Source organism: Azospirillum sp. 11R-A, from assembly GCF_049472615.1.
In the GTDB taxonomy this organism is placed as follows: domain Bacteria; phylum Pseudomonadota; class Alphaproteobacteria; order Azospirillales; family Azospirillaceae; genus Azospirillum; species Azospirillum palustre.
On the sequence record NZ_JBCEBL010000018.1, the window covers coordinates 145,870 to 157,754 of the forward strand.

Below are 11,885 nucleotides of genomic sequence, written 5' to 3' on the forward strand. Positions count from 1 at the left end.
AGACAACATCAACACCATCCACGTCCCCACCCAAGCGCGAACGTAAGCCGTTCTACGCAACCAGAAAAGAATGCTCGCGGTAACCAGCTTCTGTCCAGTCTTCGCTTCATGGCGCGACAATCACCGATGGGCGACCGTCAGCATGATAGCTTCGGAGATTTCCCTCAGATCAGCGTAGATCGCTGAACTGTCGAGATGTCTCCCTGTAAAATTCGCCTCAGCGTAAGCGACCCGCATAGGCATCTCCGCCGGCAATCGCGGGATCTCCAGCCGGTCCAGTTCGTCGCGCGCCACGGCCAGCACCTGGGTGCGCGGGTTTACCTGGGTCAGGATGGCGGCGTGCGGGATCGGTCGCCGCGACATCGCCTCTGCGTTCCGCACCACGTCCTGAGTCCGCGCGGCCTCGCCGATATCCGCCCGGTCAGGCCGGCAAGGGATCAGCACCACGTCGGCGGCCGCGGCGGCATAGACCATGCCCTTCGCCAGTAGGCCGGCGACGTCGACCAGAACCACGTCTGCAGCTTCGCGGCCACGCGTCGCTTCCGCCAGGATCGCGTCTTCGGCCACCGGCCGGCAGTCGATGCCAGAGCCCTCCAGCTGGTCAAAAAGGTGACGGTTGGGGTCGGTATCCAGCGCCAGGACGCGCTTACCAGCGGTTGCCCAGAAGGCTGCTAGTCCGGCCGCAAGCATGGTCTTACCGGTCCCACCCTTTGATGTGGCGATCGCAATGATTGTCATGATCGTCAAATCCATCCAGTAGCGCGTTATTAGGGTGGATCACCTTGTAGCCATCGAGTTCAAGGCCCTGCCGATGGCGGCGATGTCGATCGCCAGCGCATCGCTACGCATGTCGATCGGCGCAATCCCGCGAACCCACGCCTCCTGATAGGCCACCCGCGTTGTCATAACCGGCTTCAGCAGCGGCACACCGTCGGTGACGATCTGCGCTCGGGCGTGCTGCGCCACCACCGTTCGCGGATCGGCCTGGGTGAGAATGGCTACGGCCTTCCCGGCTTGTCCGAGATCGTCGACGGCGTGATAGGTGCGGGCCACCTCTGCCGTGTCGCCGTCGCTGGTCATGCTTGGAATGACGATCAGATCAGCCGCCTTGGCAATCTCGGTCAGCCCGAACCATTGCATGCGAGCAGCGTCAACGACCACCATTTCATGCTGATCCGCTAGCCCGTGCACCATGCCGATCGCAGTGTTCTTGTCGGCCATCTCGCAAGTCAAGCCGTCGATCGCCATGCGGCCGATCCAGCGCGCGAGGTGGGCGTTCGGATCCGCATCGACGCAAGCGACGCTTCGCCCTTCCCGCGCCCAATAGGAGGCGAGTGACGCGGCCAGCGTGGTCTTGCTGACGCCGCCCTTTCCGGACGCGAATGCGATGATCGTCATGGTCGCCAAACCTCCCTGATCCAGCGACGCTGTGCTGACAAGAGAGCTTGATCAAGGTGAGATTCCGAGCAGCAACGATAGAGCGTGTCCTAACGTCGCGCGCGCTCTTTCACCCAGGTCATTTTGCGGCTTCTGGTGCGGCAGCATATAGCTTTAAGCGTTGCGCGTCTGCTAGCCAACGGTGAACCGGCACCCCCAAGTACTCGAGCAAGCCGACGGCCGAAAGCGCTCGGCTGCGGCGACGCTGGCCTTCCGGAGTAGTGGGTTGAAGCTGAAGGAAATCTTCGCTGGACATCGCGCGGTGCTCCATCAAAGCGCATTACAGGCGCTGGGAGCCTTCCGTTGCGATGCGCGATTATCGGTGCCTGAAGGCGTGACACACTGTCGCCGGCGGTCAATGCCGCCTACCCTCAAAATAGTGATCCGCTGAGCTTTGTGGAAGACAGACGAGGTTTTGGACCAGCGCCGACGCTACACTCTATCGATGGGGAGATGTGGCCAAGGTTGGAGAAGGCCGTCGGCCGGGTGGCGGACGGGCTGTCGTGCTATCGCGGACTGGTCACTGCTGAGGGGCGGCGGGTTGCTGAACCTGCGGGGTCGGCACCAGGATCACCTGCGGAGCCTGCTGCTTCGTCGCAGTGATCGCATTGGCGATGGCGCTGGTCTGGGCAGGCTGTTCGGCGCGCATGGCGCGGATTTTCAATGTCTTCAGCGGAAAATGTCACGTCATTACTTCTGCTTGCAACGTAGCTATTGCTTCTTTGCCTTCGCTGGCCAATTTGCGACGCCCAGCAGCTTACTGACCGTCACCAGTTCCGGGCGTCGCACATGGGGTGCAGATCATAGAATATCTGCGGATATTGGCCGCCGCCGAACACCGCGCCGGCCGCGAAGTATCCGCCCTTGCGCTCTGCGATGAATGCCCGGAACGGCTCAAACCCAACATATCCGCCATAGGAGTTCTTAGCGTTTGCATGCCCACAAACCGCTATGTCTCCCTTTTCATCCCTGAACGCCATGAATGGCGGCTTAAACCGCGCAGACTCCGGGTCCTTCAGAGAGCTTCTTACCGCCTCTTCGGCGGCCGCCTGGAGCGCGGCGCTAACCGGGATCTTCTTGGCAGCCCAGCCGACTGCGACTGGCTTCGATGCGTCTAAAGTGCCGGGCTCGCGCATTCCTTTCTCACGCCGATCCTTCAAGGAACGGTATTCGCTGTAACTCACTTCCTGCGCCAGCGGTGCGCAGCTCGCTGACTGAGTTTCGAACGGGAACCCATCCTTTGCGGCGCAATACCGAGTGACCTGATTGGTGGTGGGAGTCCCTGCGCAGCCAGAGAGGGCAACCGCAGCCAACCAAACCATCCAAGCGCCCCTCATCCCATCCCCCATTGTGAAGCGCGAGCCGCAGCGGATCAGCGCAACCGGGGCAGCATGAGGTGGTAATCGTCGGCTGTCGAGGCTTAGATAACACCTTTGCGCAAGTGTACATGCGGCTTGCCATCGACGCGGCCCGGCTGATGTAGCCGTCAGCCTCAAACCGCTGGCATCGAGCATCACGGTGAGGGTGAAGATCTACGGGTTGGCTGCGTCGACCAGGATCGAGGAAGAGCGGGCCTTATTCGGTCGGCTCTGCATCTGCCTTCGGCGGGCAGACGCAACCGTCTTCGGTGAACCGTACAAGCGGGCGAAGCACGGTCTCAATCGCCGCAAGGTTCTGGGCCGATGCCGCTGGAACCCCGTCGACCTTTTCCATTCTCTGGACTGTCGAGATCCCCACTCGAGCTTCCTTCGCCAGTTTCTCAACGGACCACCTGAGATAGCCGCGGGCCATACGGATTTGCGCGCCTGTAAGCATGTGAACGAAATCCGGTCAATTGTGAACGATTTTCCGTTGACATTCGGTCAGCGGTGAACGATTTTATGTCACATAAGACCTGAACACAATCCTTGAGGCTCCCATGATCTGCCGAGCCAAACTGTTCCGCCTCGCATGGTCCACCGCCCGCAGCATGTCGCTGTTCAACAAGACCAGCCCGCGCCGGGAGTTCGCCTATGCCCTGAAGCTCGCCTGGAAGGAGATGCGCAACCGCGCCGCGCTGGAGGCGATGTACGCCCGCCAGACGGCTGAGAAGGTCGCCGCCGACCGGGCGGCACTGCTGGAGGCCCGTGCCCGCGCCCAGCCGCATTGGGACGCCCAGGACGCCGCCGCCATCGCGAGGGCGAACAACGGGCTGAGTCGTCAGCTCAACGCCGCCGCGGCCCGCGCCGAGCGCCGCTTCGGCTGCAAGATGTACGGCGGCGGCTACGGCTCCGTGAAATACACCGCCTGCCATTGACCGGCCGCCGGCTGCGAGCCTGGGCGGGACTCTCAGAATTTCGCAGCGGTAATCGGTTCCCGCACCGCCAAGCACCGCTTAACCTCGCCTGATCCAGGGCGACCAGTTTCCACCATCCACCCCACTACCGCGCAACGCGCCGTTCGGCGCGAACGCTCCCGCCTTGCCTGGAGGATCCCACATGAGCCGCCTCGCCCTGTTCGCCACCGCCGCGGCTGTTGTCGCCACCATCGCCGCTGGCGCCGCATCCTTCGCCAGCCAGCAGCCGGAGCCGGCTCCGGTGCTGCGCATCGCCACCGAGGGCGCCTTCGCCCCGTGGAACGCCACCACGGCCGACGGCAAGCTGGTCGGGTTCGAAGTCGACTTGGCCAACGACCTGTGCCGCCGGATGCGGGTCCGCTGCACCATCGTCGCCCAGGACTGGACCGGCATCCTGCCCGGCCTGCAGCAGGGCCGATATGACGCCGTCATGGCCGGCGTGACCGTCACCGCCGAGCGGGCCGGGGCTGTGGACTTTAGTCGCGCCTATGCCGCCGACCCCGCCGTCTTCGCGGTGCGGCCGGGCTCGACGCTGGCCGACTCCATGCCCGACCTGGACCGCGCCGACCTTTCGACGGAAGCCGGCCGGAACATCGCCAGCAGCGCCGCCCGCGCCCTGGACGGGAAGGTGATCGCCGTGCAGGCCTCGACCATCCACGCCCACATGCTCGAGGCGCTGTTCCCCGGCGTCCGGCTGCGCTTCTACGAGACGGTGGACGCCGCGGCCCTGGACCTCTCCGCCGGCCGCGTCGACGCGATGCTGACGGCCCGGACGTCGATCGACGCCTTGCGCGCCGCCGGCGGGGATCTGGTCCCGGTCGGTCCCGCCTTCAGCGGCGGTGTGCTGGGCGGCGGCGTGGCTGTCGCCGTGCGGAAGGGCGACCAGCTGTCCGCCCGCTTCACCCAGGCCATTGCCAGCGCCGCCGAGGACGGCACCACAGCGCGCCTGTCCGGCCGCTGGTTCGGCGCCGACCTGTCGGCAAAATAGGTGCTGTCCGCCGTTCCTTCACTCTTCGATGGAATGGCCGAGTGCGGTCGGCAATCCATCAGGCAGTTAGCAAGTTCTCAACAGGCATCAGGGAGAAGTCCTTTCAGTAAACGTACCATTTAGGATCTCAACGCGCCTCTGTGTTCAGCGGTTTTATTCGGCAAGCGCACCGGCATTTACACCCCGGCCAAGCGCTTTCCTGCATCGCTCAACCATGGAGGCATCTATGCCCGACACCCATCTCGCCATGCCCCGCACCCTGTCGGCTCCCTATGCCGGGCTGCTGGAGGCAGAGGCGCCCCGAACCACGACGAGCGATGCGCTCCCGGACGGTACGGCTGCGGCAGCAGCGACGTTCGCAGGGCTCCTCGCGCCCGGAGATCAAGCTATGGACCCGAAAGCCTCGACTTCCACCGAACGTAACCCCGACCCCTTCCGCGCGTCGCTGCTGGCGACGACCACCATTCCCGCGCTGGGGATGACCTTCCGGGAAGCAGCCGACCAGACGCGCGCGCTGCTGGACGCCTATTCCGCCATTCCGGAGGAGGACGAGGACGCGCAAAAAAAGCAAGTGAGGGAATGGGGGCGGCTGGAGGAAGCCATTCTCTCCGCGCCGGCTCAGACCTTCGGCGACCTTTTCGCCAAGGTGGAACGGCTCATGTGCCCAGATTTGGGCATCCGCGCGCTGGAGCAAGATGACGACGAGATGCGGCTCCTGGAGGAGGACGTCGAGCGCCTGCGCCCCCAGATCATCGCCGCAGCCAGCGCCGACGCTGAGATCTTCGCCGCCTTCAAGCATTGGGCCGATCTGGTGCGAGACTGCTGCGCAGCGAAGGCTGACGAAGACGTCCGGCGCTTGTCGGATCAAGCCGACGAAGCCGCCCTCAATGTTATGTCCTACGAACCGGCGACTCGGGAAGGGCTGGCCGCCCAGGTCTATCTCATGCTGCACCTGGAGCACGGCGGCGCGGCGCTCGACCATCTGGAGATCGACTTCTTGGCGCAGTCCGACGCCGATCACGCCGACGGTGCGGCGGTACAGGCTCTTGTCGAGCGTATCAAGCGGATCGGCCGGCAGGGTGCAGGAAATGCCCCGCAGGAAACGCACGTCAATCCATCCCCCCGAGGGATTGAGGCTCACGCGCACCACCTTGCCGACGCCGAGATTTTTTCAGCCTTCGAGCAGTGGAAATGGGATGTCGTTGAACTGGTCGCGCGCCAGAACGGCCCCGACGATGACACCTTTGCCGCCATGTGCAGAGAGGTGGACGCCCTAGCCCTGAGGGTGGTTAAGCCCACGCCCGCCACCATGGAAGGGCTGGCAGCCCAGATATACACCATGCTCCACCTGCAGCATGCAGGGGTGGCGGGAAGTCCGCCAGATATTGCTTTCAACCCGCCCTTCAATTCCGACAATCCGCACACCCTGGCAATCCACACCATCGTGAACCGGGTGAAGCTGCTGGGAAAGACCCGCGTCGCCGTACCTTCGCCCAGCGAAGAACTGAGGCAGGCTTGGAACGAGCTGGTCGCCCTTGACGCCCAGGTGGAGACGCTTCCCCCGGAGGCACTAGAGAATGGCGCTTACGACGCCATCGCCGAGCGCTCCGCCGACGCAGCCGGCCGCATTCTGGCCGCGCCAGTGACCACCATTCACGACCTGGAGATCCTGAGCCGCTTTGCCCTGCGCGCCCTGATCCTCTTCTTCGGCATCGACGAGACCCAGGTCCGCGCATGGTTCGTCGACGGCACGCTCCCCGCGGACAACGAGCGGGAATCCGTCGCGGCCCTGTGGCGCGTGGCGAAGTGCCTGCGCAACCTGGCCAACGCCACGCCGGATGCCCGCGTCCCGGCGGCCAACGACCAGCGCCAGGACGCCGACGCCTTCGCCGACACGGTCGCCGCCTTCGAGGCCGAGGCGCCCGCCACGCTGGCCCTGCCGCAGGAGCCGACCGGCCGCATGGTCGACGCCGGAGCCAGCGCCGCCGGCATCACCCCGGCGCAGTTCCAGGTGGCCTATGCCGCCGCGGTGGAGGCTCTGAAGCTGGAGCGGGCGGCGTGACCATCCTGATCTTCCCCACCCATGACCGGGGCGCCCTGCGCCCCGCCGTCCGGCCGGAAACCACCATCGTCCGGCTGACGCTGGCCGAGGCGACGGACTGGCAGCGCACCATCGTGGCGGAGTGCCGGCGCCAGCGCGTGTTGACGCCCTCCTTGCCCGCCTTCCTGAAGCGCGCCGGGCTCATGGACCGCTGCACCTTCCTGTCCAGCACCGGGCCGGCCGATCCGTTGTGCTTCCGTCACCTTGGCGTCCCGACCCTGTCGGTTCTCGGGCGCGCTTGGGGACGGGCCGTCATCAACCAGCCCGACGAAGCGGATCCGCATGTCGAGTTCGCGCACAGCGTCGGGGCGCAGTATGCCGAGAGCATCGGCGCCGGCGAGGCGGTCTTCAACCGGGTGACCGTCTCCGGTGTCGGCCGGCCCTTCGTCTACACCCACGCCCTCTATGGGTGGGAGGATCGGGGCCGCCGCGCCGTGCTGTCCGCCGTAGACGTCCAGACCCTGCATTGACCAGACCGGGCGAAGGGTCCCCGTTTCCAGGGTATCCTTCCTGGCGGCCTCTTGAAGGTCGAGCAGCACCGCCGGCCGGCTCCACCGCATGAAGTGGAGCGGCAGCCGCCCGACGCCCGCCTGCTGGTAGAGCACCGCGGGCAGGGGCTCCAACAGCGCCCGCCCGGCGCAGCGGCGCATCCACACCGGCACCGTCTCCGGATCGACCAGCCCGACCACCCAACGCGGCGACCAGCGGTCCAGCGCCACCAGACGCGCCACGGCGCCCAGCAGGTGGAACAGTCCCCGTCCGCGCCAGTCCGGCCGGTTCCAGCCGGCGACGATCCAGGCCACCGCCCCGCGCGTCTCGTACGCTGCCGCCGAGGCGCAGAACCCGAACTCCCCCACCGGAGCAGCACCAGGATCATGGAACGCCGTCAGGTCCCCGACCCGCGCGCCGAAGCTGGCCGCCGAGCAGTCGAGCAGCACCACGCCGTGGGTGGCGACGAACTCGCCGTCGGCATCGACCGCTGCCACCCAGAAGGACGCCGCCGCTGCCGGCCGGGGGAGGAGCGGGAACCAGCCGCCGCGGTGCCGGGCGTTCAGCTCCGCCAGCGCCTCCCATTCCTCGACCAGCACCAGCGTGACGCCGTTCGCCAGCCCAGCCGCGCACAGGGCGTCGCGCACAGCGCGCAGCACCGGCCCGTGTGGGCTCCCCTGCAGAGGCATCGTCTCCACCAACCGCCGTTCAGCCATGCCCGTTCCTCGCTCCCGAAGTGTTCGAATGCGAAGGAGTCACACCATGGCAACCGGTCGCCCGTCCCACGGTCCCACGATGGGAGGCCGTTCCCATGATCGCCAGCGCGGCATGGCGTCGGTGGAACGCGGTCCGGATCGAGTTGGCCGGGCTGCTGGCCGAGCAGGAGCGACAACACCGCAAACAAGCTGCCCCGGCGGTGCTGGTCGGGCGTCAGCGCCACGCCGATCCTGCCCAGTTGGAGGCCACGCCAGCGCCGGGCTGGACCGCTATCAGCGACGAAGCCGCCCAGCGGTTCCGGAGGATGATCGCCGCCAAGGTCGCACAGCTGAACGGCGCCCGGTCAGCACTTGAGGCGCCGAGCGCCTCGGAATGGCGCATCCGCGGGCTGGAGCAGGAGGCGCGGCGTCTTGCCGCTGAGATCCAGGCCCGGCCCGTCGCCGGTACCGCCGACGTCCTGGCGCGACTCGACATCATCGCCGCCATGTGGGGGCCGGACGGCACGATCAGCGAGCCAGGGGCGCCGCTCGCCGAGGTGCTGGCGCTGCTAGACGAGATCGCCCGGAGCGCGCCAGGGTTCCAGCCTACATGGAGGCTCTGCCTTCAGGTAGCGAGGCAAATGGAACGGCAATCCGGCTGAAAACTGCTGGGCTGAAGATCGACATCCAAGAGGAAACGTGAACGCCACCACGTGACAGCATGGTGGCGTTCATATGTTCAACATGGGAGTTCAGGTTAGGTCTTTTCGCTATTGGTGCAGTGCAAAATGCACTTTCAACGGCGACCTACGGCAAGAACGCCGCTGCGGTCGAGCTGTTGAACTAGCTCAGCCTTAACACGTTCTGCTTTCACTTGAACGAAAGTAACGACATTCTGGCTATTTTCGCCTTCGGGGGTACCCTTTCCGAAATAACCATCTACTTCATGTTGGAGGAACACAAAACCCAATTGGCGTTCATGTTCCATTTGATTTCTCCCGAACAGTAGTTGGGGCGGCCTTGGCTTTTGCTTCGATCTGCCCAACGCGTTTGAGGACAATTTGCTCCCTAACTGGGAATCCGTCAAGCTGCGTCCTGCATATCGGCGAGCTGGTTTCTGGTCGCCGTGTGACCGCCTTACCGTCCTGTTTTCGCTTCCCGTGCTGTTTAAAGAGTCTAACAACGTTCTTCGGCGCCACCCCTTCGTATTGGAGGAAAAGAACGTGGGATTCCCTCTTGTCCTCGTTGACCGAAATGGCGTCCTTGTGCAGCGTGAGGGCTAGGCTTTTAGGATACGGCTCAATGTAGATCACACGGGCAATCCCACTTCCGACGATCAAGCGGGCACATGCATGACAAGGGAATGTGGTGCAGTAGAGTGTAGCCCCTACAATGCCAGCCTTGTGACCACGCGCTACTGAGAGAATTGCTTCCATCTCCGCATGGTTTGCGCGGGAAAACTCAATCAGCCCACGGATATCTGTTTGGCGCAGAGCCTTCATGACGGCTTCGGCGCCTGCCGCCGCACGGAGTACCTTGTTGTCCTTCAACGAGGTATAGATATCTTGGTATAGCTTCGACTTGTGGGCATCATTGTGACAGATATGTCCAGCCCACTTGTAACACCGATGATCATCATCTCCAGCCTCTACGGTGTACAAACCGCCACCTCTGCGCGGGACGTCATTGGAGCCCTTGCCGATCAACTCGCCTGCATTTGTGTAGATTGCGGCCCCAACTTGCCGGGAGAGGCAAGCCGAGGAAGTAGCGGCACTGGCTGCCGTATACATCGCCATTTCATCTTGCGTGGGCGTCTGGACGCCCAAGCTGAACAAAATAGACAGGTAACGGTTGAGTACGACTTTCAGGCGGTCGTCATTTTCCCGGTCATTGCGGACAAAGAAATCAGCCTGTTCAATGGTGTCACGGACTTTTTGTCCATGTTCCACCCCTTCCTCTTCGTCAGTGCTGAGCAAAAGCTTCAACTTCACAGGGTTCAACCCCTGCGCTGTTAGCCGAGCTTCACGGACTTCGGGGGGAGCAAAGACCCCAAACAACCAGAATGTTTCTCCGTAGACCTCGCGAAGCAGTTTCACCTCAGCCGGATTTTTGAGCGAGTCGATGATATGAACGTGCCGGCGCGGTACAGGAACGAGAGTGTCACCATGTTGCTCGTACCCTCCGCGCTCGCGTCGGTCGATGGCAATCTTTTCGACGCATTTCTCTGCCAAGAATGCTTCGGAAATCTGTTCCCGCAGTTTGGTGCCAATAGTTTGAAGGCGCTCAATTCGTTGTTCACCAGCAAGGCCGACTGTATATCGTTCTCCGACTACCGGGGCTGATTCTTGAATTAGTTCACTAACCCGAATGTAGGTTGTGGTGTAACTGAATACCCGCTCGAATATCTCCTTGAGCAGTGCAGCTGTTGTGGTGACGCCAGATCCAACTGGACCAACAAATGCAATGACGAGTTCGTCGGTATAACGCTTGTCCAGCGTGGCGAAATCTTCATCCTGCTCAACGACCTTTTGCTCAACGACTTGAAAAAGCGTCGGCGCGACAGCTTCGGCCATGATGACCCCGCATGAACAAATTTATATAGATCTCCGCGAAATGGCAGAGATACCGAACAATCGTCAGGAGCGGTTAAGGGATCATGAAGCTGCCGGTAGAATGTCGAGGCTGCCAAGATGGCAGCCAAATTGCTTCGGCTGTGACCGGAAGCGCTATTTGTTTGGAGTGGAGGCGGCACAACGGCTAGCGCGTCAACGCCACCCGCGTACCTGATCAATGAGGGCGGTCTTAGGGGTGGCGCCCGAGTCGATGACCAAGGCGCGTAGGGAGCCATCGATGATGCCAGCGAAGCCCGGGTCCTGGGCGAAGCGGGCGCGTTGGATCGCCCACACCTCGACCTCGTCCAGTGTGGTCATGTCGGCCGCTGTGATAAGCGCTCGCGCCAGCCGGTCGGCATCGCCAGCATGATGTCGCCCGTCATGGGACCGCCGCGGGGGCATCCGTGCTGGGTTTTGCTAACGGTTTGCGTTATTGCGCCTACATCCCCGATCACGTCGAAACCCGCCACCAGCACGCCCCTGAATGCCGCCCCGTACCGCCGCTGTGGGGCGCTACGGGGGGCGCTCCTGTCCCGCGGCTGGAATGCGGTCGATGTGCGGCGGAGGCGCTGCGGTTTGGCGGTGGTGGCGCGGCTGTGCCGCTGCTGACGCGCGGTCAAGGTGCTGCGGGAGCACTGCGGTCCCGCCGCTGCCGGCTGCTGAGGGCAAGCCTCCTGGCGCAGCGGGAGCCGTGACTCGCGCCGGTTGGGGCCGAGGTGATCGGCAGCCAGGCAGCCTGGAACTGCGGCGCGGCGTTGGGCTGTTCAAGAGGCCGTCAAGCCCCCGGCCTGCAGTGAGTGGCATCATGATCAGCAGGTAGACGAGCGCCCGCTCGTGCTGGGGCTGCCGGCAGCGCTGGAGAGGCCCAGCCCACCAAGAGAAGCAATCCTGAGACCCCGGTGAGACCCCAGACCCTGCCCACATAAAAAAACCGCCGCTAACCCATTGGATTAGCGGCGAGTTGAACAGGGAGGCTTCACGTCTGGGAGACGCTGGGTCCGAGGACCCAACCCCGGAGGGGAGACCTCCGGGACGAAACATCAGATGCTGCGTCGCAACATCCAACGATCAAAATTTGACCATTCTGCTGCCAACTTTCCAGGCACAAATGTATAAATCTACCATGCAAGACACGCATGGCTTCTGAAGTCCCTTAGGAAGCTAATAAAAATGCCAAAAACGACAGCGCCGCTCCGGTAAGTTGGAGCGGCGCTGTCGTTTTTGGCAA

12 protein-coding genes are annotated in these 11,885 nt (G+C 63.6%); 4 read left to right on the plus strand and 8 right to left on the minus strand.

Features of this window, described 5'->3' with window-relative positions:
• Nucleotides 1-120: 120 nt before the first annotated feature.
• From VH569_RS22790 to VH569_RS22805, 4 genes are all read right to left on the minus strand, one after another.
• Nucleotides 121-753 carry a ParA family protein gene (locus tag VH569_RS22790; RefSeq protein WP_423318150.1) on the minus strand — a complete coding sequence of 211 codons (633 nt, stop codon included), beginning with the start codon at nt 751-753 and terminating at the stop codon, nt 121-123.
• Nucleotides 754-777: 24 nt separating this feature from the next.
• A complete protein-coding gene (locus tag VH569_RS22795; RefSeq protein WP_423318152.1) occupies nt 778-1,398 on the minus strand; it encodes an AAA family ATPase in 621 nt (206 codons plus the stop codon).
• A gap of 559 nt (nt 1,399-1,957) precedes the next feature.
• The gene (locus VH569_RS22800; protein ID WP_423318154.1) at nt 1,958-2,086 is read right to left on the minus strand and encodes a hypothetical protein; all 129 of its coding nucleotides are present in this window, start codon (nt 2,084-2,086) and stop codon (nt 1,958-1,960) included.
• A gap of 118 nt (nt 2,087-2,204) precedes the next feature.
• Nucleotides 2,205-2,573 carry a hypothetical protein gene (locus VH569_RS22805; protein ID WP_423318155.1) on the minus strand — a complete coding sequence of 123 codons (369 nt, stop codon included), beginning with the start codon at nt 2,571-2,573 and terminating at the stop codon, nt 2,205-2,207.
• A 782-nt stretch (nt 2,574-3,355) separates the two neighbouring features.
• Here VH569_RS22805 and VH569_RS22810 point away from each other — a divergent pair.
• The 3 genes from VH569_RS22810 to VH569_RS22820 all read left to right on the plus strand — a co-directional run bounded on the left by VH569_RS22810 (nt 3,356) and on the right by VH569_RS22820 (nt 6,822).
• Nucleotides 3,356-3,733 (plus strand): hypothetical protein, encoded by a 378-nt coding sequence (locus tag VH569_RS22810; protein ID WP_423318157.1) that lies wholly within the window; start codon nt 3,356-3,358, stop codon nt 3,731-3,733.
• Nucleotides 3,734-3,914: 181 nt separating this feature from the next.
• The gene (locus VH569_RS22815; RefSeq protein ID WP_423318159.1) at nt 3,915-4,760 is read left to right on the plus strand and encodes a transporter substrate-binding domain-containing protein; all 846 of its coding nucleotides are present in this window, start codon (nt 3,915-3,917) and stop codon (nt 4,758-4,760) included.
• Nucleotides 4,761-4,986: 226 nt separating this feature from the next.
• Nucleotides 4,987-6,822, plus strand: coding sequence for a hypothetical protein (locus VH569_RS22820; protein ID WP_423318160.1), 1,836 nt, complete (start codon nt 4,987-4,989; stop codon nt 6,820-6,822).
• Here VH569_RS22820 and VH569_RS22825 read toward each other — a convergent pair.
• Nucleotides 6,777-8,066 (minus strand): hypothetical protein, encoded by a 1,290-nt coding sequence (locus tag VH569_RS22825; RefSeq protein ID WP_423318162.1) that lies wholly within the window; start codon nt 8,064-8,066, stop codon nt 6,777-6,779. The genes VH569_RS22820 and VH569_RS22825 overlap by 46 nt on opposite strands.
• 95 nt (nt 8,067-8,161) lie before the next feature.
• Here VH569_RS22825 and VH569_RS22830 point away from each other — a divergent pair, with 95 nt between their 5' ends.
• Nucleotides 8,162-8,707, plus strand: a complete 546-nt coding sequence (locus VH569_RS22830; protein ID WP_423318163.1) for a hypothetical protein — start codon at nt 8,162-8,164, stop codon at nt 8,705-8,707.
• A gap of 134 nt (nt 8,708-8,841) precedes the next feature.
• On the opposite strand, the gene VH569_RS22835 is transcribed toward VH569_RS22830, so the two are convergent.
• The 3 genes from VH569_RS22835 to VH569_RS22845 form a co-directional block, all read right to left on the minus strand.
• Nucleotides 8,842-9,033: a hypothetical protein gene (locus VH569_RS22835; protein ID WP_423318165.1), complete on the minus strand. Its 192-nt coding sequence runs from the start codon at nt 9,031-9,033 to the stop codon at nt 8,842-8,844.
• A complete protein-coding gene (locus VH569_RS22840) occupies nt 9,023-10,618 on the minus strand; it encodes an anti-phage dCTP deaminase (protein ID WP_423318167.1) in 1,596 nt (531 codons plus the stop codon). Before VH569_RS22840 ends, VH569_RS22835 begins: the two co-directional genes overlap by 11 nt.
• A gap of 192 nt (nt 10,619-10,810) precedes the next feature.
• Nucleotides 10,811-10,975 carry a hypothetical protein gene (locus VH569_RS22845; protein WP_423318168.1) on the minus strand — a complete coding sequence of 55 codons (165 nt, stop codon included), beginning with the start codon at nt 10,973-10,975 and terminating at the stop codon, nt 10,811-10,813.
• Between the last annotated feature and the right edge of the window lie 910 nt (nt 10,976-11,885).

Bases quoted from the DNA above. Each gene is read 5' to 3' on its own strand.
- VH569_RS22845 (WP_423318168.1), bottom strand. From the start codon at position 10,975: ATGACCACACTGGACGAGGTCGAGGTGTGGGCGATCCAACGCGCCCGC.
- VH569_RS22805 (WP_423318155.1), bottom strand. From the start codon at position 2,573: ATGCGCGAGCCCGGCACTTTAGACGCATCGAAGCCAGTCGCAGTCGGC.
- VH569_RS22800 (WP_423318154.1), bottom strand. From the start codon at position 2,086: ATGCGCGCCGAACAGCCTGCCCAGACCAGCGCCATCGCCAATGCGATC.
- VH569_RS22825 (WP_423318162.1), bottom strand. From the start codon at position 8,066: ATGGCTGAACGGCGGTTGGTGGAGACGATGCCTCTGCAGGGGAGCCCA.
- VH569_RS22795 (WP_423318152.1), bottom strand. From the start codon at position 1,398: ATGACGATCATCGCATTCGCGTCCGGAAAGGGCGGCGTCAGCAAGACC.
- VH569_RS22820 (WP_423318160.1), top strand. From the start codon at position 4,987: ATGCCCGACACCCATCTCGCCATGCCCCGCACCCTGTCGGCTCCCTAT.
- VH569_RS22815 (WP_423318159.1), top strand. From the start codon at position 3,915: ATGAGCCGCCTCGCCCTGTTCGCCACCGCCGCGGCTGTTGTCGCCACC.
- VH569_RS22835 (WP_423318165.1), bottom strand. From the start codon at position 9,033: ATGGAACATGAACGCCAATTGGGTTTTGTGTTCCTCCAACATGAAGTA.
- VH569_RS22790 (WP_423318150.1), bottom strand. From the start codon at position 753: ATGGATTTGACGATCATGACAATCATTGCGATCGCCACATCAAAGGGT.
- VH569_RS22810 (WP_423318157.1), top strand. From the start codon at position 3,356: ATGATCTGCCGAGCCAAACTGTTCCGCCTCGCATGGTCCACCGCCCGC.
- VH569_RS22840 (WP_423318167.1), bottom strand. From the start codon at position 10,618: ATGGCCGAAGCTGTCGCGCCGACGCTTTTTCAAGTCGTTGAGCAAAAG.
- VH569_RS22830 (WP_423318163.1), top strand. From the start codon at position 8,162: ATGATCGCCAGCGCGGCATGGCGTCGGTGGAACGCGGTCCGGATCGAG.